At 72.0% G+C, this 24,259-nt stretch carries 22 protein-coding genes and 4 pseudogenes; 15 read left to right on the top strand and 11 right to left on the bottom strand.

Annotation, left to right across the window (positions count from 1 at the left end):
* Nucleotides 1-20: 20 nt before the first annotated feature.
* From ACZ6KO_RS32730 to ACZ6KO_RS32765, 8 genes and pseudogenes are all read left to right on the top strand, one after another.
* Nucleotides 21-1,250, top strand: a pseudogene (locus ACZ6KO_RS32730) (DsbA family protein); the annotation flags it as partial.
* An 80-nt stretch (nt 1,251-1,330) separates the two neighbouring features.
* Nucleotides 1,331-1,891 carry a vitamin K epoxide reductase family protein gene (locus tag ACZ6KO_RS32735; RefSeq protein ID WP_469307606.1) on the top strand — a complete coding sequence of 187 codons (561 nt, stop codon included), beginning with the start codon at nt 1,331-1,333 and terminating at the stop codon, nt 1,889-1,891.
* Nucleotides 1,892-1,928: 37 nt separating this feature from the next.
* Nucleotides 1,929-2,354 (top strand): ArsR/SmtB family transcription factor, encoded by a 426-nt coding sequence (locus ACZ6KO_RS32740; RefSeq protein WP_469307607.1) that lies wholly within the window; start codon nt 1,929-1,931, stop codon nt 2,352-2,354.
* 191 nt (nt 2,355-2,545) lie between these two features.
* A complete protein-coding gene (locus ACZ6KO_RS32745) occupies nt 2,546-3,025 on the top strand; it encodes an SCO family protein (RefSeq protein WP_469307608.1) in 480 nt (159 codons plus the stop codon).
* 265 nt (nt 3,026-3,290) lie between these two features.
* Entirely contained in the window at nt 3,291-4,121 is an 831-nt protein-coding gene (locus ACZ6KO_RS32750; protein WP_469307609.1) for a ZIP family metal transporter, read from the top strand.
* A 51-nt stretch (nt 4,122-4,172) separates the two neighbouring features.
* The gene (locus tag ACZ6KO_RS32755; RefSeq protein ID WP_469307610.1) at nt 4,173-4,580 is read left to right on the top strand and encodes a helix-turn-helix domain-containing protein; all 408 of its coding nucleotides are present in this window, start codon (nt 4,173-4,175) and stop codon (nt 4,578-4,580) included.
* Nucleotides 4,573-6,663 (top strand): heavy metal translocating P-type ATPase, encoded by a 2,091-nt coding sequence (locus ACZ6KO_RS32760; RefSeq protein WP_469307611.1) that lies wholly within the window; start codon nt 4,573-4,575, stop codon nt 6,661-6,663. Before ACZ6KO_RS32755 ends, ACZ6KO_RS32760 begins: the two co-directional genes overlap by 8 nt.
* 489 nt (nt 6,664-7,152) lie before the next feature.
* Nucleotides 7,153-7,608, top strand: coding sequence for a hypothetical protein (locus ACZ6KO_RS32765; RefSeq protein ID WP_469307612.1), 456 nt, complete (start codon nt 7,153-7,155; stop codon nt 7,606-7,608).
* 280 nt (nt 7,609-7,888) lie between these two features.
* Here the strand turns inward: ACZ6KO_RS32765 and ACZ6KO_RS32770 are convergent, their stop codons facing one another.
* The 5 genes and pseudogenes from ACZ6KO_RS32770 to ACZ6KO_RS32790 form a co-directional block, all read right to left on the bottom strand.
* Entirely contained in the window at nt 7,889-8,065 is a 177-nt protein-coding gene (locus tag ACZ6KO_RS32770; RefSeq protein WP_469307650.1) for a hypothetical protein, read from the bottom strand.
* Nucleotides 8,066-8,155: 90 nt separating this feature from the next.
* Nucleotides 8,156-8,287, bottom strand: a pseudogene (locus ACZ6KO_RS32775) (tetratricopeptide repeat protein); the annotation flags it as partial.
* The gene (locus tag ACZ6KO_RS32780) at nt 8,248-8,967 is read right to left on the bottom strand and encodes a tetratricopeptide repeat protein (RefSeq protein WP_469307613.1); all 720 of its coding nucleotides are present in this window, start codon (nt 8,965-8,967) and stop codon (nt 8,248-8,250) included. The pseudogene ACZ6KO_RS32775 and the gene ACZ6KO_RS32780, both read right to left, overlap by 40 nt.
* Nucleotides 8,936-10,462, bottom strand: coding sequence for an NB-ARC domain-containing protein (locus ACZ6KO_RS32785; RefSeq protein WP_469307614.1), 1,527 nt, complete (start codon nt 10,460-10,462; stop codon nt 8,936-8,938). The genes ACZ6KO_RS32780 and ACZ6KO_RS32785 overlap by 32 nt, the downstream gene beginning before the upstream one ends.
* Nucleotides 10,459-10,869 carry a hypothetical protein gene (locus ACZ6KO_RS32790; protein ID WP_469307615.1) on the bottom strand — a complete coding sequence of 137 codons (411 nt, stop codon included), beginning with the start codon at nt 10,867-10,869 and terminating at the stop codon, nt 10,459-10,461. The genes ACZ6KO_RS32785 and ACZ6KO_RS32790 overlap by 4 nt, the downstream gene beginning before the upstream one ends.
* A 214-nt stretch (nt 10,870-11,083) precedes the next feature.
* Here ACZ6KO_RS32790 and ACZ6KO_RS32795 point away from each other — a divergent pair, with 214 nt between their 5' ends.
* Nucleotides 11,084-11,728 (top strand): hypothetical protein, encoded by a 645-nt coding sequence (locus ACZ6KO_RS32795; RefSeq protein WP_469307616.1) that lies wholly within the window; start codon nt 11,084-11,086, stop codon nt 11,726-11,728.
* Between the two features lie 44 nt (nt 11,729-11,772).
* Here ACZ6KO_RS32795 and ACZ6KO_RS32800 read toward each other — a convergent pair whose 3' ends face one another.
* Nucleotides 11,773-12,084 carry a hypothetical protein gene (locus ACZ6KO_RS32800; protein ID WP_469307617.1) on the bottom strand — a complete coding sequence of 104 codons (312 nt, stop codon included), beginning with the start codon at nt 12,082-12,084 and terminating at the stop codon, nt 11,773-11,775.
* Nucleotides 12,085-13,283: 1,199 nt separating this feature from the next.
* Between ACZ6KO_RS32800 and ACZ6KO_RS32805 the strand changes: the two genes are divergently transcribed.
* Entirely contained in the window at nt 13,284-15,368 is a 2,085-nt protein-coding gene (locus ACZ6KO_RS32805; protein WP_469307618.1) for a tetratricopeptide repeat protein, read from the top strand.
* Between the two features lie 156 nt (nt 15,369-15,524).
* Here ACZ6KO_RS32805 and ACZ6KO_RS32810 read toward each other — a convergent pair.
* A pseudogene (locus ACZ6KO_RS32810) lies at nt 15,525-15,716 on the bottom strand (ATP-dependent Clp protease proteolytic subunit); the annotation flags it as partial.
* A 586-nt stretch (nt 15,717-16,302) separates the two neighbouring features.
* On the opposite strand from ACZ6KO_RS32810, the pseudogene ACZ6KO_RS32815 reads away from it, so the two are divergent.
* The 3 genes and pseudogenes from ACZ6KO_RS32815 to ACZ6KO_RS32825 all read left to right on the top strand — a co-directional run.
* Nucleotides 16,303-16,454 (top strand): annotated as a pseudogene (locus ACZ6KO_RS32815) (Tn3 family transposase); the annotation flags it as partial.
* 307 nt (nt 16,455-16,761) lie between these two features.
* Nucleotides 16,762-17,925 carry an ATP-binding protein gene (locus ACZ6KO_RS32820; protein WP_469307619.1) on the top strand — a complete coding sequence of 388 codons (1,164 nt, stop codon included), beginning with the start codon at nt 16,762-16,764 and terminating at the stop codon, nt 17,923-17,925.
* 347 nt (nt 17,926-18,272) lie between these two features.
* Nucleotides 18,273-18,398: a hypothetical protein gene (locus ACZ6KO_RS32825; protein WP_469307620.1), complete on the top strand. Its 126-nt coding sequence runs from the start codon at nt 18,273-18,275 to the stop codon at nt 18,396-18,398.
* Nucleotides 18,399-18,502: 104 nt separating this feature from the next.
* On the opposite strand, the gene ACZ6KO_RS32830 is transcribed toward ACZ6KO_RS32825, so the two are convergent.
* Entirely contained in the window at nt 18,503-19,390 is an 888-nt protein-coding gene (locus tag ACZ6KO_RS32830) for a hypothetical protein (RefSeq protein WP_469307621.1), read from the bottom strand.
* A gap of 41 nt (nt 19,391-19,431) precedes the next feature.
* Here ACZ6KO_RS32830 and ACZ6KO_RS32835 point away from each other — a divergent pair, with 41 nt between their 5' ends.
* The gene (locus ACZ6KO_RS32835) at nt 19,432-19,674 is read left to right on the top strand and encodes a hypothetical protein (protein WP_469307622.1); all 243 of its coding nucleotides are present in this window, start codon (nt 19,432-19,434) and stop codon (nt 19,672-19,674) included.
* Between the two features lie 195 nt (nt 19,675-19,869).
* Nucleotides 19,870-20,685, top strand: coding sequence for a sulfite exporter TauE/SafE family protein (locus ACZ6KO_RS32840; RefSeq protein ID WP_469307623.1), 816 nt, complete (start codon nt 19,870-19,872; stop codon nt 20,683-20,685).
* 104 nt (nt 20,686-20,789) lie between these two features.
* Here the strand turns inward: ACZ6KO_RS32840 and ACZ6KO_RS32845 are convergent, their stop codons facing one another.
* The 3 genes from ACZ6KO_RS32845 to ACZ6KO_RS32855 form a co-directional block, all read right to left on the bottom strand.
* On the bottom strand, nt 20,790-21,758 hold the full coding sequence (locus ACZ6KO_RS32845; protein ID WP_469307624.1) for a hypothetical protein: 969 nt from the start codon (nt 21,756-21,758) through the stop codon (nt 20,790-20,792).
* A 347-nt stretch (nt 21,759-22,105) separates the two neighbouring features.
* The gene (locus ACZ6KO_RS32850) at nt 22,106-23,380 is read right to left on the bottom strand and encodes a hypothetical protein (RefSeq protein WP_469307625.1); all 1,275 of its coding nucleotides are present in this window, start codon (nt 23,378-23,380) and stop codon (nt 22,106-22,108) included.
* Nucleotides 23,381-23,599: 219 nt separating this feature from the next.
* Entirely contained in the window at nt 23,600-24,157 is a 558-nt protein-coding gene (locus ACZ6KO_RS32855) for a TetR/AcrR family transcriptional regulator (protein WP_469307626.1), read from the bottom strand.
* Nucleotides 24,158-24,259 lie beyond the last annotated feature (102 nt).

The raw sequence follows: 24,259 nt of genomic DNA on the forward strand, positions 1-24,259 counted from the left end.
GTCGAGCCGCCCGCGGGCTCCCGCAGCCCGACGTACGCCAGGCCCTCGTCGACCTCCTCGGCCGCCCGCTCGACGAACTCGGCTTCAACGTGCCCCCGGGCAGCGGCCCGCAGGTGGCGGGCGGCAGCCTCCTCGCCCCGCCCAACCGCGGCCCCCTCCGTACCCCGACCGCCCTACAGCCCGCCACCGCGGCAGCCGACTTCCTCGCCGTCACCCGCGCCCACCGCAGGCTCTACTGGACGGTCGCCCCGGCCACCCTCCACCCCGCCGTCGCCGCGCACGCCACCCTCGGCGGGCAACTCCTCGACGCCACCACCGGCCAGACCCGGCGAACCCTGGCCGCGGCCCTCGCCGAGTCCTACCTCCTCGCCGGCCGCATCGAGTTCTTCGACCTTCGCGAATCCGCGCGCGCGGGCGACACCTGGGTCCGTGCCCTGCAAGCGGCCGGAGAGGCCGACGACGCGCTCCTCGGCAGCGCCGTCCTCGCCCACATGGCGTTCATCCCCGGATGGGCCGGCCGGCGCGAGCCCGTCGCCGAGCGCATGACCGCGGCCCGCACCTACGCCCGCCGGGCCCAGGCGCCGGGCTACTTCGTGGCCTGGCTCGACGCCGTCGAGGCCGAATGCGCCACGCTCTGCGGCGACACGCGGTCCGCGCTGAACCTGATCGCGCACGGCGAGAGCGTCATCGACGACACCGACCGGCCCGTCCCCGCATGGATGGACTGGTTCTCGGCCGTCCGCCTCGCCGCGTTCAAGGGCAACACCCAGCTGAAGGCCGGGCACCTGCCGCAGGCCCGGGAGACCCTGCTCGGCGCCCTGGACGGGCTCACCGCCGACGACGACAAGCAGCGCACCGTCATCCTCGGGGACCTCGGCGCCGTAGAAGCCGCAGCCGGACAGCCGCAGGCCGCCGCCGGGTACGCGCTGCGCGCGCTGGAGCTGCTGGAGGTCCGCAAGCTGGAGGCGATGTACCAGAAGATGTACGAGACCCAGGAGAGCTGGGGGGACCAGCGGGTCTCGCACGAGGAGACCTTCCGCGGCTTCGCCAGGGAGCTCGGGCTGGACATGGAGAAGTTCGAGGCGGACTGGAAGGCGCCGGCGACTGCCGAGCGGGTGGAGAAGGACCGTAAGGACGGTCTTGCGCTCGGGGTGCAGGGCACGCCGACGTTCTTCATCAACGGCAAGCGTCCGGAGATCCGTTCGGCGCAGGACTTCAAGGCGGCCATCGAGGCGGAGCTCGCGAAGTGACCGCAACCGCCCCCGCTGCCGCGCCGTCGGCGGTGAACGCGACTGGCAGTGTGCCCGTGGGGCAGCAGATGCTGGCGCGGGTGCTGAGTGTGGGAGGCGCGATCGGGTTCCTGGCCGCCTTCACGCTGACGGTCGAGAAGATCGCCCTGCTGAAGGACCCCTCCTACAGTCCCTCGTGCAGCATCAACCCCGTCCTGAGCTGCGGGTCGGTGATGAGCACGGCGCAGGCGGAGGTGTTCGGCTTTCCCAACCCGCTGCTCGGGATCGCCGGCTTCGCCGTGGTCACGACCCTTGGGGTGGTGCTGCTGACCGGCTCGGTCCTGCCGCGCTGGGTGTGGTGGGGCCTGCAGGCCGGCGTCGTCTTCGGTGTCGTGTTCGTCCACTGGCTGATCTTCCAGAGCCTGTACCGGATCGACGCCCTGTGCCCGTACTGCATGGTCGTGTGGACGGTCATGATCCCCGTCTTCTGGTACACCACTGTGCACACCCTCACCCGCGGGCACCTGCCTGTGCCGGATCGGGTGCACCGGGCGGCCGGCGCGGTGGCCGGCTACCACGGTGTGGTCCTCACCGCCTGGTACCTGATCATCGTGGTGCTGATCCTCCAGCGGTTCTGGCTGTACTGGACCACCCTGCTCTGACCCTCGCCCGCCAGGGCTCCGAACGACGAAACGAGACATGGACGTGAGCGAGGAGCACGACGACTCCTGCGACCTGCTGTGCCTGGACCTGCCGGTGGCCGAGGCCATCCGCAGCCGTGTGCCGCCCCTGCCCGGCCTGGAGGCGGCCGCGGCGGCCGCGAAGGCCCTGGCCGACCCCACCCGCCTGAAGGTGGCCGCCGCCCTGGCCGAGGCCGGCGAGCTGTGCGTGTGCGACCTGGCCTGGGTCATCGGCCAGGCCCAGAACCTCGTCTCCCACCACCTGCGCCAGCTCCGCCAGGCGGGCCTTGCCGCATCACGCCGCCAGGGACGACTGGTGATGTACACGCTCACCGACCGCGGCCGCGCCCTGACTCACGCTGTTCTCGGTCCCGCCCCGACTGCCGGCCCCGCCCTGACTGCCAACCCCGTCCCGGCCGCCGGCCCAACCACGCATCGGACCTGACACCCGCCATCCCCCGCTCCCGCGTTCTCCGCCTGTCCGCCACCGCCCTCACAGCCGCGGCCCTCCTGACCGGCTGCGGCACCTTCGGCGCCCACCACGAAACCGCCGACAAGCCCGCCACGACCTCGGCCAAGAGCCAATCCCCCTACCGCGGCACCGCGGTCGACCCGGGCTTCCCCAAGCCGGACCTGGTGCTGACCGACACCACCGGCAAGCCCTACGACCTGCGCAAGCAGACCGCCGGCAAGACCACGCTGGCCTTCTTCGGCTACACCAACTGCCCGGACGTGTGCCCCACCACCATGGGCGACATCTCCGTGGCCCTGGCCCGCCAGCCGCAGAGCGTCCGGGACAACGTCCAGGTTCTGTTCGTCACCACCGACCCCGAACGCGACACCCTCGAGAGCCTGGGGGCGTGGCTGAAGTCCTTCGGCCCGAACTTCACCGGGCTGTCCGGCGACCTGGCCGAGGTGAAGAAGGCCGCGCTCGGCATCGGCATCTCGGTGGAGGACCCCAAGCACCAGCACGGCGGCACCGTCACCTCCGAGCACGGCACCCAGGTCATCGCCTTCACCCCGAACAACGACAGGGGCCGTGTCATCTACACCGCCGGCACCACAGCCGACGACTACGCCCACGACCTGCCCCTCCTGGCCAAGATCGCCAGCTGACGCCAGCGGGCACCGGTCCCGGACCCGGTCCGGCCAGGCTCGGTTCGACGGGGCAGCGTCAACTTCAACGAGGCAGCGTCACTTCGACAGGGCAGCGTCAACGGGGACGCCACCCAACGGGGACGCCACCCAACGGTGTGACGGCCCCAGCCCCGCCCGCACCCGGCCTGAACAGGGGATTTTCCCGTACTCGCCGGGCAATTCCGCGGCGGGGCGCCGCCCGGTCCGCGTGTAGCCGGGGGCGTTCGCTGGTACGGACGGTCCCATGATCGTCGCTTCCGGACATGCCGCCCATGGGTTCCTGCGTCTCGCCGATGGCTCCCACGAGGGGAATGCCGCCCAAGAAGGCGCCTGGGCGGCAGCCGCCGTCATCTGCGCCGCCACCGTGCTGGGCGCCTGGCTGGCCCGCCGGTACGAACGGCGCATGGGGCTGTGGCTGTCGCTGTCCTCTGCCGTGATGCTGGTGACCGCGCTGACCGACATCGGCCCGGAGGTCCGGCACGGCGCCACGGAAACCGGCGTATCGCTGTGGTGGTGCGCGCTGGCCGCCACCACCGGCTATCTGCTGATCGCCTGCCTCACCCGCAGGACCCGCGCATGCGGGCCTGGCCGAGGCACGCTCCGCCCACCTGCCGGCGCCGCCCGCCGACACCGGACGGGGCCGACCGCCGGCGCGGCGACGTTCGGCGGCATGGGCACCGCGGCCGCCGTCGCCACCCACCACATCGTCGAAGGCAGCGCCCTCGCGCTGTCGGCTTCCCTTCCCGTGATCCTCGCCCTGGTGCTGCACTCGACCGGCGAGGGCCTCGCCCTCGCCGGGCTGATCAAAGAGGCCAACGGCAGGCTCGCACCATGGCTGCTGGTCTCCGCCCTCAGCCCCGCTGCCGGCGTGGGCCTCGCCGCGCTGCACCCCCTGCCTCCTCCCGCCACTCTCGTCCTGCTGGCCGCCGTGGGGGGCGTCCTGCTGCGCACGGCGATGGTGGGTCTCCGGCTCGCCGCCGCCAAGCGCCGGTCCGGGGAACTGCGTACGTGGCACATGGCGGCATCCGTCACCACCGCCTCAGCACTGGCGGCGCTGATGACCCTGGCCCACTAGCAGCGAGATACAGGCTGCGCTTAATTCAGGATCTGCTGTATCGTCGAGGCCATGGAGACGACACGCTTCGGCGGCCCCGCGATCGCCGTGAACGCTGCCGCGCTGGCCCGGGTGGGCACCGCGCTGGCCGATGAGAACCGGCGCCGGCTGCTGCTGGCCTTGCTGGAAGCACCCGCCTATCCCTCGGATCTCGCCGAGTCCCTGGGCATGACGCGCGGGAACGTGTCGAACCACCTGTCCTGTCTGCGAGGCTGCGGTCTCGTACGCACGGTCCCCGTCGGCCGGCGGGTCCGCTACGAACTGGCCGACCCCAAACTCGCACACGCCCTCGCGGACCTGGCCGCACTGGTCCTGCTCGTCGACTCCGAAGGTGCCGCAGACGAGGCCTGCGCCCCCGACGACTACTGCGACGACGCGGACACCGCGACCGCAACGGACCGGGAGGCTCTCCATGGCTGACGCGTGCTGCGGAACCGACGCGCCCACCCCCGCTCCCTCCGCCGCCGAGCCCGCCGTCTCCCCGGCCGCGATATGGCAGGTCCGCGAACTCCAGGCGGCCGCCGCCTCAGGCGTCCTGCTCCTGGTCTCCCTCTTCCTGCCCGGCTCCTGGGCCACGGCCGGTGAACTGGCGGCGCTGCTCGTCGGCGCGGCCACCTTCGTCCCCGGCACCCTGCGCGGGCTGCTCAAGGGGCGGCTCGGCGTCGGGCTGCTGATGACCATCGCCGCCGTCGGCGCCGTCGCGCTCGGCGAGTACGGCGAGGCCGCCACGCTCGCCTTCCTGTTCTCCATAGCCGAGGGCCTCGAAGGCTACGCCGTCGCCCGCACCCAGCACGGCCTGCGCGCCCTGCTCGACCTGGTACCCCCCACCGCAACCGTCCGACGCGGCGGCCAGGAGACCGAGGTGGCCGCCGCCGATCTTCGGGTCGGCGACACGCTGCTGGTCAAGCCCGGAGAGCGGATAGCCACCGACGGCGTCGTCACCGCCGGGCGCAGCGCGCTCGACACCTCCGTGGTCACCGGTGAGTCCGTCCCCTCGGAAGCCGGCCCTGGCGCCGAGGTGTTCGCCGGCTGCGTCAACGGTGCCGGCGCCCTGGAGATCACCATCACCGCCACGGCCGAGGACAACTCCCTCGCCCGCCTCGTCCACATCGTCCACGAGGCCCAGGAACGCAAGGGCGCCAGCCAGCGCCTCGCGCAGAAGTTCGCCCGCCCCCTCGTCCCCGGCGTCCTCGTCCTCGCCGCCCTGATCGCGGCCCTGGGCAGCCTCTTCGGCGACCCCGGCGTGTGGATCGAACGCTCCCTCGTCGTCCTCGTCGCCGCCGCCCCCTGCGCCTTCGCCCTGTCCGTCCCCGTCGCGGTCGTCGCCGCCATCGGCGCCGCCTCCAAGGCCGGCGTCCTGGTCAAGGGCGGCGCCGCGGTCGAGGCCCTGGGCAAGGTCAAGGTCGTCGCCCTCGACAAGACCGGCACCCTCACCCGCAATGAGCCCGCCGTGATCGACGTCGTCCCGGTCGCCGGCACCGACCGTGCCCACGTGCTGTCGGTGGCCGCCGCGCTGGAGGCCCGCAGCGAGCACCCGCTCGCCGCCGCGGTCCTCGCCGCCGTCGACACGTCGGCCCTGACCCCGGGCGAGGACGTGGAAGCCGTCCCCGGCAACGGCCTCACCGGCACCGTCGACGGTGCCAACGCCCGCCTGGGCAAGCCCGGCTTCATCACCCCCGGCCCCCTCGCCGCCGACGTCCTGCGGCTCCAGGACGCCGGCGCCACCGTCGTCCTCGTCGAACACGACCGCACGCTGCTCGGCGCCATAGCCGTCCGCGACGAGATACGCCCTGAGGCCGCCGAGGCCGTCACGGCCCTGCGCGGCCAGGGCGTCAGGGTCGTCATGCTCACCGGCGACAACGCCCGCACCGCCGCCGCCATCGGCGCCAGCGCCGGCATCGACGACGTACGCGCCGAACTCCTCCCCGAGGACAAAGCCCGCATCGTCACCGAACTCCGCGCCGCCCATGGACCCGTCGCCATGGTCGGCGACGGCATCAACGACGCCCCCGCCCTGGCCACCGCCGACGCGGGCATCGCCATGGGAGCCATGGGCAGCGACGTCGCCATCGAAGCCGCCGACATCGCCCTGATGGGCGAGGACCTGCGCCGCCTGCCCGACGCCCTCGCCCACACCCGCGCCGCCCGCCGCATCTTCACCCAGAACCTGCTGATGTCCGGCGGCATCCTCGTCGCCCTCGTCCCCCTCGCCGCCACCGGCGCCCTCGGCCTCGCCGCCGTCGTCGCCACCCACGAACTCGCCGAAGTCCTCGTCATCGGCAACGGCATCCGTGCCGGCCGCAAGAAGCGCCTGCCCACCCACCCCGCACTCCGCACGGCACACAAGGCCGCCCCGCGCCTCCACGTCCCGGCCCGGCCGACCGCCGACACCCTCGCCCTCGCCGCCCCGAACACGGGGATGCTGCTTCCCCTGACCACCGCACCCGCACGGACAGCCACACCCAAGGCCACTGGCGGCTGTTGCGAAGGCTGCGGCAGCTGACCGTTCGCTCACACCCTCCACCAAAGCGGGCCGCGGAATCGCACCGAGGCCCGCTCTCCCGGCCGAAGGAGCGGTCCGAGGAGGCGTCGGCGTCCGGCCGCAACCACGGCGAGACGTCCACGGCCAGCACCAGCCGACCGTCGCCGGACGCCGGTCAACGCCCGCCGCAACTGGGCGACGCTCGCCCACATCGCCGAGAGTCTGCGCGCCGGTGCCCGCGACTACACCAAGACGGACGCCGCCATCGAAGAGGCCTTCCGCGGCGTGCGCACGCGCAAGTCGCTGATCGAAGGATTGTGATGGCTTCCTTCTACCGCGAGGTCCTGGACACCGATCTCGCCCCTTTGCAGAAAGTCGCCGATCAGTGGCGCACCACGCACAAGAACATCAGCGGCCTCGGTCGGCGGGTGCACGACGAGATGCTCAGCCCTCTGCGCGACAAGGTCTACTGGGAGGGTGCCGCAGCCCCCTACGCCTGGCGGATGATCGATGACATCCAGCGACAGCTGGGAACAGGCCACCAAGGTCGCAGCAGGGGTGGTGGGCGTACTGGACGATGCCCTCGGCGAACTGAAGGCCGTCAAGGCCGCGCTCCAGGACTTCCTGCGCCGCGCCGGCGAGCAGGGCCTGCACATCTCTGCCGACGGCGAGGTATCGCCCTCCACCGTCGGCGGTGAGTGCAAGGTGATGGAGAAGGGCTCCGCCGACGCGAAAGTCGTCGAGAGCGCCGCCCGGGAGCTGGCGGACCTGGTCAAGCGGGGCATCGTCGCCGACCAGAACATGGCCTTCGCCCTGATGGCGGACGTCGGGCTGGGTACGTGGTTCAACAGCAGCCCCCAGCACAGCAGTATCGACACCACCAACAAGATCAGCGAGGGCGACGACTACAACGCCTTCACCCGGATCATGCACGGCCAGGACCCCTACCCCGGGCCGCAAGGGTGAGGGCCCCTACGGGCTCGGCTGGGACTGGGTGACCGGCGACGGCCCGCGCGAGCGCGAGTACGCCGCCGGCGATGAGATGACGGAGGCGATCAGGCCGGACGGACGCCAGGCACTGGCGGGTCCCGTACGAGATCAGCGGGGCGACCTTGACCCCGGCGACGCCCGCCTGGACGACACGCGGCTCGCCGAATGGGGTGCCGGTAGGGGCGCTGCCACCAGCCACAAGGGAGGGCGAGCGTGCGCCGGCACGCCCTGCGACAACACCGAGCGAGCTGGGGTCTCACGAATGATCGATATTCGACGTCCCAGGTCTCCTCTCCGCCTTCCGCCAGTGGTCGAGGTTTTGGCGGATGATCCGCACGTGAGGGTGGTCCGGGCCCAGTACCCGCACCGTGGACTCCAGGAGGTCGGCGAAGGCCTGTGCTGTTCCGGCCGTTTCCCCCGCCAGCCCCCGCATGATGGCGAGGTTGTTCCGGGTGGTGAGGGTGTCGGGGTGGTCTTCGCCCAGTACTCGGATCCGGTCGGTGAGGAGGGCGGCGAGGGCTTGTGCGGCCCCGGCCGCATCCCCCGTCTGTCCCTGCATGATGGCGAGGTTGTTCCGGGTGGTGAGGGTGCGGGGATGGTCTTCGCCCAACACTCTCACCATGGACTCCAGGAGATCGGCGAGGGCCTGGGCGGCACCGGCGACATCCCCTGCATGCCCGCGCCAGTTGGCGAGGTTTCCCTGGGTGGTGAGGGACTCGGGGTGGTCTTTCCCCAGTACTCGGATCCGGTCGGGGAGGAGGTCGGCGAGGCTCGTGCCGCCCCGGCCGCATCCCCGGCCTCCCCTCGCATGACGGCGAGGTTGCCCCGGGTGGTGAGGGTGTCGGGGTGGTCTCTGCCCAGTACTCGGATCCGGTCGGGGAGGAGGTCGGCGAGGGCTCGTGCCGCCCCGGCCGCATCCCCCGCCTGCCCCCGCGTGACGGCGAGTTGGCTCCGGGTGGTGAGGGTGTCGGGGTGGTCTTTGCCCAGTACTCGGATCCGGTCGGGGAGGAGGTCGGCGAGGGCTCGTGCCGCTCCGGCCGCATCCCCCGCCTCCCTTTGCGTGGTTGCGAGTTGGCTCCGGGTGGTGAGGGTGTCGGGGTGGTCTTCGCCCAGCACTCGGGACATGGACTCCAGCAGGTCGGCAAAGGACTGCGCTGCGCCGGCCACATCCCCCGCCTGCCCCCGCCAGGCAGCGAGGTTGCCCCGGGCGGCAAGGGTGTCCGGGTGGTCTTCGTGCAACCGGATGGTCGTGGCGGTCACGAGGTGCCGGAAGTGGTCGATGGCGGCGGTGACCTGACCGGATTCACCGAGACTGCGGCCGAGGCGATACAGCACCGCATGTGCGTCCGGCCGATGCAGGGCGTCTTCGGCGTGGTGGGTGAGGGTGTCGGTGTTGGTGCGCAGGGCCTGGGCCAGGTCGCTGTCGCGTTCGACGGAGGGCCAGGTGGCCAGGATGGCGTCGGCGGCGGTGTGCGCGGCCTGGGTCGTGCTGGTGGGGTATGAGGGTGTCGCGGGTGGTGCGCTGGATGAGCTGGTGGACGCGGACGGCCTGGTGAGGGGTGTCCGGTTGGTGGTCGATGAGACTGAGCCGGTCCAGGGCGCGCAGCGCGCGGACCGCTTCCGCGGGGGATACGGGGGCCGGCTGCGGGCCGGTGGCGGTGGAGGCGAGGTGTGTGGCGAGGTGGGTGCGGGCTGCCTGACTGGTGAGGACGGTTTGGGGGATGCCGTTGGCGTCGAGCAGGGCGGCGAGGTGGAGCATCGGGCGGGCCAGGCCGGCGGGGCGCAGGGTGTCGGCCCGGTCGATGGACAGGGACCATGCGGCCGCGAGGGCGGTGGCTTGCTCATCTGGCAGGGCATCGGGGGTGAGGTGATCGAGTGTGGTGGCGCGATCGGCCAGCAGGTGCCGGTAGGCGGTGGTGGTTTCGCCGGAGTCGACGATGTAGGCGGCGGCCTGTGCCAGGGCCAGGGGCAGGTGTCCGAGGTCGTGGGCGAGGGCGGTGAGCTGGTCGACGGGCTCGGTGCGGCCCTGGGAACTGAGGGCTGCGGTGAGGTAGGCGAGGGATTCGTCGGGGGTGAACAGGCCGACATCGATCCGGCTGCGGCCTTCGCCGAAGAGGGCGGCGTCGCGGCGGCGGGTGGTGAGCAGGACCCGGCCGTGCGGGCTGGCGGGCGGCCACAGGCTGTAGCGGCGGGCGGGGTCGTCGGGGTGGACGATCAGATCGCCCGGGTCGGCGAGGTCGTCGAGCACGATCAGCCACCGGCACGGCCGCTGCCCGGGCTTGGGGGCCAGCCAGGCCAGGAACTGTTTCGCGGCCCGCTCCGGGTCGTCGGGGTCGGCCCGGCACAGCTCGACGCCGGCCTGAGCGAGTCCGCTCACCACGGCCGAGCGGGCGCTGGCGGTCACCCAGACCAGGACGTCCAGGTCGCCGTCGTCCCAGGCGGCGCGGGCGTAGTCGGCGGCGAGCTGGGTCTTACCGACCCCGCCCATCCCGGTCAGCACCTGCGAGAGCACCGCGGTGCCCCCGCCCTCGACCGCCGCCCGCAGCCGATCCGCCTCCCCGCGGTGCTGGAACGACCGTGCCGGGGACGGGACCACACCGACCTGGTGCGGCCACACCGCGCCGCCCTTCGCGGGCAGGTGGTACTGGTACTGGTGCGTGATGGAGTTGTTGTGGCCGGTGACGATGTCCCGCACCGTGGTCTCGTTGCCGTCACCCGATACCCCGAGCCCGATGTCCCCGCCGGCCGACAGCCCGCGCTCGCCCGGCACCGTCCTCCCCGGCCCGGCGCCGTTCTCGTTCTCGTTCTTGCTGCGTCGGAAGGTGCTCATGGCTGCTGGTTCCCGTCGCCGGTGACGGCTTCGCCGATCCCGCCGTCCGCGGCCACGCCGCGTTCCCCGGGAACGGCCAGGCCACCGCCCCCGCCCGGACTGCCACCTGAGCCTGTTGCCGGAAGAGTGGGGGCAGGCCCGGTGAGGTGGTTGTTGTCGCCGGTCACCGCCCGCCCGATTCCGCCGCCGGCCTGCACGGACCGGGCACCGGCCACCGGCGGAGCGGCCTCGCCGCGGGTGAGCACGAACACCGAGACGCCGAGCCCGATCACTCCCACACCGGCCCCCACCACGCTGGCGACCTTGTCCGCAGTCTCCAGATCCGCAAGTCCCACGACCAGCACCAGCCCCACGACCACCACGGCGCACACCACCGCGACAGCCGTCCACACCTTCCGCCCCACCATCCCCGAACCCCTCGTCGCGCCGTCCTTCCAAACCGGCCCCGTCCCCGGGCCGTTCACCGAACCTAACGCCCAACCGGGCCGGACGGGCGGGGTTCACCCCGAAGGGGCGCGCGGGCGGAGACAGCGCTGTAGCGGCGGGCTTCCACTGGCTGCTGGACTTCGCGGCCAGGACCCACCCCCTCGGTTGTCAGAGAGACAGGCCAGGATGGCCGACATGACAGACGGAATAACCTGGCTTGCCGCTCCCCAGTCCATCACGTTCGGCGGCTACCACGTGGTCCTGGCCCGAGGGCTCACTACGGAAGAACTCGCCGACCGCCTCGCGGAGAACCTGAGAGACGAGCGCTGCACGGCGGTGGCGGTCGGGGAGCACACCGGTGCCTCCCTCGAGGAGCTCCTGGACGACACCTTCGGAAGCCTCTACGACGGCATCGGCCTGCGCCTCGGCCACGCGGGCGACTGGGTCTACGCGGTCGCGTACGGGGGCTGGCAGGGCGAGTTCGACTCGGTGGAGGCGGTGTCACGCGGTGGTGTGCACGCCTGCCTCCTGGAGTACGAGGAGGAGAACGGCAAGCCGGTGCCGCCCCAGTTCGCGTACGCCCACGACGACCGCCTGCTGAGCGCGTGCAACCTGCACCTGGATTCCTCGTGGGGCTACGACGGGGTCGACGGAGACCCTGCGACAGCCGCTCGCCTGCAGGATCTGCTGACCGCCGCCGGCCTGCCCGACCACGACAGCGAGCGCGGGGAGGCCCACCGCATCGCGCTGGGGGTCGTGGAGCGGTTCTTCGGCCTCTCGTTGCCGAAGGCCCCGATCGTGGACGGAACCCTGCCGGCTGTCGTACTGGAGCCGGCGTAGTCACCACACGGACCCGCCCCTGATGCTTGCTTGCGCAGCCCGAGCTACAGGCCGTCACGCCGGTCCGTCCTCCGGTGCGCCGCTTGGACCTGGTGCCAGGGGTTCTGGGACCTGGACTGGGCGCGGTCGAGGTACTCGCGCTTGACCGTGGCCGACCCGGGTTTCCAGCGGCCCTGCTGGGTCGGGTCGACGCCGGCGTCCTCGACCTCGACGTCGGTGATGTCCAGATCGGCCAGCTCGATACGGCGGTTGAGGGCCCCGCGCCGGGTCGGGGCATCGTGGCGGGACGAGATCAGATGCTCCTCGGCGAGGTGGCGGTACCTGGTGTCGGGTGTCGCGTGCCAGGTACCGGGCACCGGGTACCGTCCGGGATTACCCTTCCCGTCCTCTGCCCCGAATTATCGCCGGAAATCAGGCCGCGAATTACCGTTCAACTTACACACCCCGCTGGCTGTTGCGGTAGCGTGGAATCGCGGACATGAGTCCGGGAAAGTGCGGCGTGTGGTTCTGCGGTGACGGCGGAAAGCCCGTTGCGGTGAACTTCCCCGCAACGGGCTCGTCCTGGAAGGCTGCCGCCTCGGGCGTGTTACGCCCACGTCCGAGGCGGCTACCCCAGGATGGCGCGCAGGATCGTCGCGCCCGAGGCAGCTACGGCAGCAAACGGCGCGACGGCCCCGAACGCGCGACGCGCGCGTAAGAACCGCCGCCACCAGCGCTTTTGCCGCGGCGACCTTCCTTCTTCGTCAGGACCCATGAAGGCGCCCTCCTTCCGAGCAGGCTGCGCACCGTGCGCACGCCTCGGCACGACTCCCCGTTTCGGGAGGCATGCCGACGAGCGGCACCGTGACGAGAGCCGGCTGCGAAAGACCTACGCGATGAAGGTTATCGAGCAGGATCCTGATTGTGCGGCGGAATAGGGGAATTGATCAGGGAGGTCTTTGGACGCCCGCGCGCCGTAGCGGTACAGGATCCGTAGCAGTACGGGAACAGGCTGTCGGCCGGACTTGAAGGAATCCTGGATTTGATCAAGCGGTGCAGGCGAGTATGGAGTCATGGCGGCATGGCTGAGGGCGTGTTGGTGGGGGCTGGCGGTCATCGGGATGGTCACGGCGATCGGGCTGGTGGTGTGGGTGTCCGTGGGGCATCCGGAGGGAGCCGATCAGGGCTGGGGCATCGCCGGGGCGGTGGCCGGGATCGCGGCCCTGGGAGTCGCGTTGTGGCAGCTCAGGTTGACCACACACGCTGCCAGGAGTACGCCGCCCGCATCCCCTGTGGCCCCCGTGCCGCCCCAGGTGTCCGCGGACGGGGGGTCGGTCTCGGCGGGCGGCACCGTCCGTAACGCGCGTGGACGTGACACCGCCCCCGGCGCGGGCACGGGTTCGGGTGCGGAGAGCACGGCGAGTGCAGCGGCGACCCGGCCCGGAATCTCCGCGAGCGGCGGGTCGGTCGCCGCGGGTGGGGACGTCGACGGGGCCAGCGCCCACCGGGGCCCGTGAAGCGCCCCTGGTGGCGGCGCGCCGCGCCAGCCCCCGGCACCGCCTCGGCACCCCCGGGTGTGACGGCCGACGAAGGGTCGATCGCGGCGGGCCGTGACGTGGTCGGCTCGGTGGCCGTGCATGCCGAACGGGCGCTGCCGCCCGAGGCGTACGCGCCGATTCCCGCCGACGCCCCCGCCGGTGCCCCCGGTCACGGCGGGTTGGCGAACATCCCGGCAACGGCCGGCTTCGTCGGCCGCGAGGCCGCACTGGACACCCTGGACGACGCGTTCGCCGGCGGGGCCGGCGGGGTCGTGCTCCACACGGTGCACGGGCTGGGCGGGGTCGGCAAGTCCGCGCTGGCCGCGCACTGGGCCACGCACCGGGCGACCGGCCGCGTGCGGTGGTGGATCACCGCCGACAGCCCGGACGCGGTCGCCGCCGGGCTCGCAGGGCTCGCCCGCGCGCTCCAGCCGGGGCTGGGGGAACTGCCCGCCGAGCTGCAGGTCGAGCGTGCGCTGCAGTGGCTCGCCACGAACGACGGCTGGCTGCTCGTCCTGGACAACGTCGACCGGGTCGACGACGTCGGCGCGGTCGTCGACCGGGTCGCCGGCCGGGGCCGGGTCCTGGTCACGACCCGGCGGGCCACCGGCTGGCACCGGCACACCACCACCGCCACCATCCGCCTCGACGTCTTCGAACCGGCCGAGTCCCTCGCCCTCTTCACCCGCATCCTGACCCACGACGGCCCGCGCGGGACCGATGGCGCGGACGCCGTGTGCGAGGAACTGGGGCACCTCGCCCTCGCCGTCGAGCAGGCCGCCGCGTACTGCGCCGAGACCGGCACCACCCCCCGCGCCTACCTGGGCATGCTGGCCCGCTGGCCCGCCACGATGTTCGCCGCCACCGCCGAGGGCGGCGACTCCGAACGCACCGTCGCGAGGATCTGGCGTCTGACCCTGGACCGCCTGGCCGACACGCCCCTGGCCGGCGAGGTCCTGCGCATCCTGGCCTGGTACGCGCCCGCCGGCATCCCCCGCGATCTCCTGGACGCGGGAGCCGAACCGCCGGCACTCGCGGCCGCGATCGGCAGGCTCGTCGCGTACAGCATGGTCACCGACAACCACGACGGAACCCTGACCGTGCACCGCCTCGTCCAGACCCTCGCGCGCACCCCCGACCCGCAGGACCCGCACCGCCTCCCCGCCGACGTCGCGCACGCCCGCGACCTGGCCGCCGCCTGCCTCGCGCACGCCTTCCCCGCCGACGTGACCCTGCCGGCGAACTGGTCCCGCTGCCGGGCGCTGCTCCCGCACCTCGAGGCCCTCACCCGCCACCACGCCCCCGACCACGACACCGCCGACACCGCCTACGCCCTCAACCTCTCCGCCAGCTACCAGGCCGAACAAGGCACGCTCGCCCCGGCCGTGCACGCCTACGAACGCGCCCTCGCCGCCCGCGAACGGCTGCTGGGCACCGAGCACCGCGAAACCCTGGCCTCCCGCAACAACCTCGCCCACGCGTACCAGGCGGCAGGGGGCCTGGACCGGGCGGTGCCGCTGTACGAGCGCACCGTGGCGGACTCCGAGCGGGTGCTGGGCGCCGATCACCCCCACACGCTCGCTTCCCGCAACAACCTCGCCTACGCGTACCAGGCGGTGGGCGATCTGGACCGGGCCATCCCGCTGCACGAGCGCACCGCGCAGGAGTTCGAGCGGGTGCTGGGCCCCGACGATCCCCGCACGATGGCCTCACGCGACGCTCTGGCGCGCGCGTACGAGTCGGTGGGGGACATGGGGCGGGCGGTCCGGTTGTTCGAGCGGACGCTCCGCGACCGGGAGCGGGTGCTGGGCCCCGACCATCCGGGCACGCTGGGCTCCCGCCACCTCCTGGCGGGCGCGTACGAGTCGGCGGGGGACCCGAGACGCGCGGTGCCGCTGCACGAGCGGAACCTGCGGGACCGGGAGCGGGTGCTGGGATCCGACCACCCCGACACGCTGTCCTCCCGGAACAACCTTGCGGCCGCGTACCAGCGGGCGGGGTATCCGGACCGCGCGGTGCCGCTGTTCGAGCGGGTTCTGGCCGACTGCGAGCGGATCCTGGGCCCAGACCACCCGTCGACCGCGGTGGTACGGGCGAACCTGGCCCGGGCGCGGCCCTTGTAGCGGTCCGGCACCGGGCGGGTGCGCGATGGAGGTGCCGGTGGTGGTCGGGTCCTGTCCGCTGGAGCGGAACACCATCGAGTTGAGCGTGATGCTCAAGGCCTTGTCGAACTGGGTTGCCGAGGGAAGGCGGTAGCCGGTTGCCCCTCAGGACAGGGCCATCGAGGCGCAGTAGCCCAGACCGATGGTGACGATGTCGTTCCTGACGTGCTGCATGGTGTCGTAGATCGCCATGCCCGCGGGTACGGAGCCGCCGGGTGAGTTGATGTAGAGGCGGACGGGGTGGTCGGTTTCGGCGTCCAGAAGCCGCAGCTGGGCGGTGATGCGATCGGCGGTCTCGTCGTTGGTGGCACCACGCAGCTGGTTTCCCTCGAAGCCCGCGCTCGTCACGCTCTGCATCCGAACGGCTCAACCTCGCCCGACGCGGGAGCAGGATCGGCCGGGCCCCCGGACAGTGGCGTCCGCCCTGATGCGGTGCGTACGGCCCGCCCGTGTCGAGCCGGCGGATCGGCATTCGACCTTGAACGATTCGAGGCAGGCGCGGCCGTCTCCCTCGCGTTCGGAGGGATTTCGGCCCCCGGCCGCCGAGGGCACTGCCAGGATGGGCAGTACCACGTGATGTCCGTCTTCCGGGAGGACGAGGTGCGCATTCCTGAGGCCGCAGGGCCCAAGCTTCCGCCGTCGTACCCGCCGAAGACGCCCCCGCCGCAGAAGAAGCCGGTCGAGGCCCCCAGGCCCCAACCGGTCACCAGGCCGAAGTCCCAGCGTGCCGCCCCCCCATCCGGAACCGGCAGACCGCCGTCCTGACCCTCCGGGCGGACCAGTGGGCCGCGACGAAGGCCATCGACGAGGCGCTGGACCTTTCCAGGTGCTGATGGCGACCCGGCTGATCAGTACGGGGAAGCGGGCCACGGAAAGGGAACGCCCATCCACGCTGATGAATCGCCAGCTCACCGTGCAGGAGTCCCGCCACAAGCTCGCCCGCGACGTGTGCCACGGCAAGAGAGCACCATCCACCAGGCGTACCGTGACGGGATGGAGGATCAGCTCGGTTCGCTCGGCCTGGTCCTCAACGCCGTGGTGCTCTGGACGAGGAGTGGACGGGACCATGGCAGCTCCCCGGAAGCCGCATTGCTGCCCGGGGAGAGGTGCCGGACAGAGGGTCATCTTGCCGGAGTCGAAACTGGGGCCTCGGGGCCGCTGGTAAGGGTGCCGTTCACGCCCTCGATGGGGCCGCGGCGGCACTCCGGCGGTGATTCGCGACCCCTGGGTCGACCGCCTCCGGACAGCCGCTCACACGCCCACCAGCGGCACCGGACAAACGGCTCTGACCTGGTGTTTTCCTGGAACTCGCCTAGCATGGGGAGCTCTGCTGGACACCATCGGAGGGGACATCGTGAGCGAGGAAGCCACCAGATACGACGCCAGCGACATCCAGGTATTGGAGGGGTGGGAAGCCGTTCGGAAGCGGCCCGGAATGTACATCGGCTCGACGAGTGAACACGGCCTGCGCCACATGGTGTTCGAGGTCGCGGACCGAGCGGTGAACGAGGTTCTGGCCAGCCGTGCCACCTCCGTCGACGTCACTCTCACGCCCGACGGCGGCGTCCGTGTCGCCGACGACGGGCCGGGCATTCCCATCGACAAGACGGGGGCCGTCGGCGGTCCCGGGCTCGAAGCCCTGCTCACCCACATGCGGGCCGGGGCGGGAGCCGGAGGCCGCTACGACGTAACGCTCGGCTTCTGCGGCGTAGGGCCCGCCGTCGTCAATGCCCTGTCGCAACGGATGACGGCCGAGGTGCGGCGCGAGGGAGTCCGCTGGGTCCAGGAGTACGCGCGCGGCGTGGCCACCACCCCGATCACCGAGGCGGGGACGGCGACCGGAAGCGGGACCACCATTACCTTCTGGCCCGACGCCGACATCTTCGGAACTGCGGAGTTCTCGTTCGACGGACTGGAAGAGGGATTCAGGGAACTGGCCTTCCTGAACCAGGGCCTGGGGATCTCCCTGACCGACCTGCGCCGTGCGGATGAGTCCCGCTCGGTGCGGCTCCGCTTCCCGGGCGGGGCGCGGGACTTCGTCGCCTTCCTCGACGGCCACGCCGCGGCGTCCGCCCCCATGGACACCATCGCCTTCGAACACGAGGACCCTCGAATGGCGGGGATGATGGAGGTGGCCTTCCGCTGGCGCAGCTGCCCTGAGGAGCGGGTCCGGAGCTTCGCCAACAGCCGGCCCACCGTCAACGGCACACACGCGGTGGGCTTCCGCGACGGGATGACGGCCGCGGTCACCGCCTACGCGCGGGAGCAGGGGCTGCTGACAGCTACGGACCCCGACCTTGTCGCCGATCGGATCGGCGAGGGCCTGACAGCGGTCGTGTCGGTGAAGCTGGACCGTCCCGAGTTCGTGGGCTCCACGCTCGGCGTGCTGGGCAACGCCGAAGTACGCGACTGCGTCGGACAGGCCGTCCAGGACCACCTCGGCAAGTGGCTGAGGAAAGACCCGGAGCGGGCCGCAGCCGTCATCGACCGGATCGTCCAGAGCGCCCGCCGGGGCTGACCAACAACGAACCGCCCTGCCGGTCGAGAAAAACGCGATCGGCGGGGCGTTGGAAGGATGCAGACGCTCGATCGGAGCTCAGAAACGGCCATCCAACCGCGCGTGCGAACTTGGGACCACTCCACGTTTCCGCAGGTTGCCGCCGCCCCGGAGAGCCGCTCACCGCCGCGGAAGTCGAGCTGCGCGAATGGCTCCAGGCCCAGCCCCACCCGACCGTCGAGCTGCGGTAGACCCGCTCCCGACCTGCATCGAGCCCGTGATCACCGGCTTGGCGTAAACCGCTGTACCGCTGTACCGCTGTACCGCTGTACCGCTGTGCCCAAGGCCGTGGACGAGCAGCGGCCGATGTGTTCGGCGGGCTCCGCGTCCTGGCCACGGTGGACGGCTGCGGCGACGACCTCGCCGACGACGGCCTCCGCGTCCGGGCCGTCCTCGACGCCGCGCCCCACCGCCGCAAGTCCCCCGCGGCGTAACGGCACCGCCCTGCGAACGGACGGGACCGCGCCTGCCGGCTGGGCACCGCTCCGCATGGGCAGGGCGGAGGCGGAGGCGGAGGCGGCGTGGGCCGTGGCCGGCCTCACGACCACGGCAGGGTCATGCCCGTGCCGCACCTCGGGCACGGGTACGCCCGCCACCCCCGCGAGCGGGCATCCTGCCCCGGCCGTGCGGCGCCGTTGACGAAGAGACCGCAGATCGTGCAACGCACGTCGCTGACCAGCAGATAGTCGAGAGCCGGAGCAGGGCGGATCGCACCGTCCGCAGTCACCTCGTTGTAGGCCCGGCAGACCTCGCAGGACCACACGGACGTCACGTTCGGGGCGGGGGCATGGCACAAGGAACACCGGTGTGCGGACCCGCGGGGAGCGTTCCCGGCCGGCCGGGGGCCGGGCCTCGTGGCTTCCACGTACTTCGACACGACGAGGCGTATGGGCGCGGCAGCATCCTGGTCGGAGACGAGGGCGTTCTCGGCCATCTCGGTGATGTCCGGGGCCTCCTGGGTCCGCAGCCACTCGTCGAGCCAGTTGATGACGGTCCCACCGGCGATGAGCATGGTCGTGACCGGGGACGCCCCGTCCTTCGCCCGTCCCGAGACGAACGCGACCAGATCATCGAGTGCCGACCGGATGTCGTCGGCTGTCAGTGCCGGTGGCGCCGGCGTCGGCGACACTGACGGCAGCGGCGTCTGTGGCTGCGCCGGCTCTACGTCCGGCACCGTCCGTACGGTCCGCAGCGGCCGCGTGTCGGATGGACGGCGGGCGACGGCGCGCAGGTCCTCGAGCACCTTCCACCGCTCGCGCCACGCCTCGAGCCGGGGATCCCGGCGGTCGGGCGGCCTGCCTTCCTCTCCGTCGTTGTGGGCCGGAACACCCCGAACGAGTCGGAACACGATGGAACACGGCAGGGGTCGTTCGACGCCATCCGCGGCCCGATCGAATGTCGCCGAATATCGCCGAGGTTGTTCCATTCATGCAGGTCATGGCCCTGTGCGGGGTGAAGGTTCACGGCATGACCCAGATGACGCCGCCGCCGAACAGCGGCTCGGAGGACGGCTCTGCGCCTGCGGAGCCGCCGCCGTTCCTGACCCTGCACACCGCTGTCGTCCTGTTGACCGCGCTCCTCATCGGGCTCGTCGCAGGCGGCCTGACCGCACTCACCGGCGTGTCCCCAGCAGCCGCCGTGCTCGCCGGCCTGACGGCGGCCGGTGTATCCGTGCCCGTACTGCGCACCCTGATCGGGCCCGCCCGGTGACGGATCCGGCCACAGCCGTGGGCCGGTCCATCGGGGACCGGCCCACGGCTCAAGCCGATCACCATCCGACCGCCCCCGACCGTCCGTCGGCCTGACGGAGATGCTGAAGATCGGAGATCCGGACGAACCCGGACGGGACACCCGGTGGCTTCGTGCCATGGCAGGAACGGGCCGCCACCAGTCAGGATGCCTGCCATGACCAGCGGCCAGAACCTCACCTCACTCCGCCCGACCCACTCAGCACCCGTCGTTCTCGGCGCTGGAGCCGCGATCGGAGTGCTGGGCGGGATGATCGGCCTGGGTGGCGCGGAGTTCCGCCTGCCCCTGCTGATCGGCCTCTTCGGGTTCGCCGCACTCTCCGCCGTCATCCTGAACAAGGCGATGAGCCTGGTCGTGGTGCTGGTCGCCCTGCCCGCCCGCCTCGCCGCGGTCCCAGCCGCGGACGTCGCCGCCCGCTGGCCCGTCGCGGTCAACCTGCTGGCCGGAAGCCTGCTGGGGGCCTGGGCCGGCGCGTCCTGGGCGGTCCGTATGCGCAGCACCACCCTCTACAACGTCCTGGCCGCCCTCATGGTCCTCATGGCCGCAGCCCTCGTGCTCACCCACGTCACCACCCTGGACACCCTCGCACTGCCCCTCTGGGCCCAGATCCCCGCCGGAGTCGCGGTCGGCTTCGGCATCGGCGTCGTCGCCGCGATCATGGGCGTGGCCGGAGGCGAGCTGCTGATCCCGACGATCGTGCTGCTGTTCGGCGAGGACATCAAGACCGCCGGAAGCCTCTCTCTTCTGGTTTCCCTCCCCACCATGCTCGTCGCCTTCGCCCGCTACAGCCGCGACGGCAGCTTCGCCGTCCTCGGCGCCAACCTCCGCTTCGCCGCGCTCATGGCCGCAGGCTCCATCACCGGCGCGATCCTCGGCGGCCTCCTCCTCGGCGTCTTCCCGGACATCGTCCTCATCCCCCTGCTGGCCGTGATCCTGCTCGTCTCGGCCGTCAAGCTCGCCCGCCACGACTGACCACCCGCAGGCGGGCGCGGCGGCAGGGGGCGGAGCGGGCCCCTGTGTTCATGACAGAGTCGGGCCGCAGAGTCCGGCCGGACGGAACGCCCAGGTCCGCGGCGCTACCCCCGCCACCGCACCCCGTGCCGCCGCCGCAACCGTCGAACCTCCCACCAGGCCACCGCCGTCACCGACACCGGGCCACCGAGGAACGCACAGACCGCAAGCGGCACCGGGCCCGGCGGGAGACCGCCCGCCGACAGGCCGAGGAAGGCGAACACCCAGACCAGGACGGAGGTGACCAGCGCGGGCAGCGCCGCATGCAGGGTGGACAGGTTGAAGGCGTGGCGCAGCGCCGGACCGGAAGCGAAGCAGAGGAAGAAGACCACCCACCAGAACGGCGCCCAGCACACGAACATCACGGACACCCAGAGCAGCAGCCCGAGCAGCCCGTCGGCGCCGCTGGGCAGCAGACTCATCCCCTCGCCCGCCGATATGAACAACAGCGGCACCAGCATCCAGGCACCGAAGTACCACAGGGCCGACCTACCGGCCGGCCACAGCTGCGTTCGCATGGCCCGCCGCGTGGCGGGCCGGGCCGTCCCGAGGAGCAGCGCCACCACCACCGCCGCGCTCAACAGTGCCAACCAGGGGGCGAACAGCAGCCGTTGCAGGAACTGCTGCTGTGCCTCTGCCACGTCCTGCCAGCCACCGAACACGGCCACCAGCACGCCCGACATGGCAAGGGCGAGCCAGGCCCGGATCCGCTGCACCCGGAGCACCTCGGGGTCCTCGACGTGCCCTTCCGGGCGTACGGGGAAAACCCGGCGCGCGGTGCGGCGGGCCGTACGGGCCAGCTGGTAGCCGACCAGCAGCGGCACGGTCAGCCACCACAGGCAGGGGAAGACCAGCACCAGCACCACCCCGGGGCGGATCTGCTCCCGCCGCCCCCGCAACACCTCACCCGGCGGCGGCCATTCGTCCTCACGCAGCTGTCGCCACAGCGGCGTGTACGGCGGCCGCGGGTCGCTCGCGGGTGGCGGCCCGTCGTACGGCGACGGCCCGGACGGGTGGGGTGCGTCGATGCTCATGGGCGTCCCTTCCACGGTCCGGGTAAGGGACGTGCCCCGGCCCGGCCACGGTTCCCGACCGCACGTCCCGTGCGCCGGCGCGCGCCGAGCCGACCCCGGTGTGGATGATCGGGTGACTCCTGACGACACGGGGCCGGGCCCGCGCACGCGGCGTCAGGTCTCCCGCCTGGAACAGACGGACGTCGAACTCAACGCGGCTCTGAGGAGGTCCGGACCGAAAGGGCAGCCGCTCGCGGGCCGACCGGAACCGATCCCTCACTCACCGCGGCTGACGGCGACCTGCCCACCTCCCGAGTCACCGCACGGAGGATCCTGGCTGCGCCCGTGATCCGGAACGAGCGCAGGTACTACCCGAGTGGCACCTTCGCGCGGTCCAGACGATCGCGGAGGTGAGCGACGGCCTTCTGCGGTTCGCCACGCCGGACCAGGCGTTCAGCGAGTGTGATGGCACCGTCCACCGTTCCGGAATGAAGAAGCTCCTCGTCGCTTCTGACGAACTCGGACAGCTCCGCTTCGGCATCCACGGCACGGTCGCTCAACTTCACGACCTCGGCCCTCGCCTCATCGTGGCGGCCGTGACGGGCGAGGAGTTCAGCGAGGCCGAAGGCCGCAGGGGGGTTTCCGGTCCCGGTGGACTGCCCGAGCAGGGCAACCGCTTCCGTAATCCGGTCCTGCTCTTCCAGCAACTGGGCCAAGGCGGCCAGGGCGTACTCCTCGCCGCCGTCGGCCGGGAACGCGCGCAGCTCGCCCTCACGTCCGTGGCGTTGCAGGAGACGGGCGAGCTGTTCGGCGTGGCCGGCGTACACGACACCGTCGACACAGACGTGCCTGCCCAGCAGGTGGATTGCCTCGTCGATCCGGCCTTGGAGTTCGAGGAACCTGGCATGCAGAGGGATGGTGTCTGCGGCGTCCGAGCTCCAGGACTCGTACGGGTCCGTCGGGCCGGGCCCGACATCGGGGAGCAACGCAGCGATTTCGGCATCGCGGCCGTGGCCCGCGGCGAGCTCCACCAGTTCCTCGGCGAGCAGGAGGTCTGCGGCCCGCGGGCCGAGCAGGGCGATGACCTCGTCGAGGTGGTCCTGCCGAGCCAGCAGCCGTGCCAGGTCGCGCTGGGCGTACCGGTGTCCTGTGTCGGCGAGCGGACGCAGCAGCACGATGGCCTCGTCGTGCCGCCCCCACTCGGCGAGCAGCCCGGCGACGGTGTCCACGGCAGGCCACCAGCCGGTGGCCGCGAACGGCTCGAGCCATGCCAATACCGTCGCCCGTCCCTCCGGGCCGGACTCGGCGGCGGCCTCAGCGAGCCGGCGGGCACAGAACCAGTCGCCGTGGGCAGCCGCCTGGCGCAGGATGTCGTGGTGGCCGTGCTCGTGGAGGAGCGCGGCGACGGTGGGCGGTATCCAGCCGTCGTACGTGCGATGGCGGTGCTCGAGGTCGACTCTGTCCATGGTCGCGAACTTAGCGTGCGCTGCCGACACGGCCCGGTCTCCCGAAGCTGCCACGAAGTGACAACCAACCCAGCGCATCCTCAGGGCCTTGATTCCTGTGCGGGAATCAGGAACTTCACTGCCGGTGAGGGCGGCGAAGTCGGCGTGGGCCTGCTCGACCGCCTCGGTCTCCGCCATCGCGGCGAAGCATGCGAACAGCAGCTTGCCCGGCCCGGTGGGGCCGTAGATGCCGGGCAGGGGGGGCCGGCGAGCATATCCAAGATGAGGCCGTGGGCGGTGGTGAGGTGCTCGGCGAGCGCGCCAGGCGGCGTGAGCCCGACGCAATCGGCCGCGCGGCCGCCGCCCCCGGCTGGTTCGGTGCGATGGCGGGTCGGCGCCACGAGACCAGGACCGCGGTCACCTGGCCGGCAGCACCCGGGCGTGCGCGGCGGCCAGTACAACGTCCACAGCCCGGTCCGCGGTGGCCTCGTCGACCGGCTCGCCAGTGAACACGAGCCGGAAGTAGATCGGCGCGGCAAGGGCCTTGAGGAGTTCCGCAGGGTCGGTCTCCGCGGGTAGTTCGCCACGCTCGATGGCTCGGGTGACCACCGGTTCCGCCCGCCGAAACCGGTCGTCGAAGAGCGCGTGCTTGATTTCGGCGAGCCGAGGGAGGCGTACGGCGTCCGAGAGGACGGTCGTGAGCAAGGCCCGGCCCGCATGCGTCGTCATGGTGGCAACGAGGGAGCGGGCCAGCGCGCGCAGGTCACTCTCCACCGCCCCGGTGTCGGGGATCGGGATGTCCGTGGCGAAGTGGCTGGCCAGCGCGTCGGCGACAAGGCCGTCGGAGTCACTCCAGTTCCGGTAGATCGTCGTCTTGTGTACGCCGGCCCGTTGGGCGACGCCTTCGACGGTCAGTGCCGCGTACCCGGTTTCCGTGAGTTCGGTGAGGGTTGCCTCCAGCACGGCGGCGCGCATCTTGCTGCCTCGTCCGACAGCGGGGGAGCGCCTTGAGGGCGACCCAACAGACTCCATTGCAACTCCTGGTTGCGTTGACGGCGGAACGTACGGCACGATCAG

This window comes from Streptomyces sp. NPDC042102 (assembly GCF_055582305.1).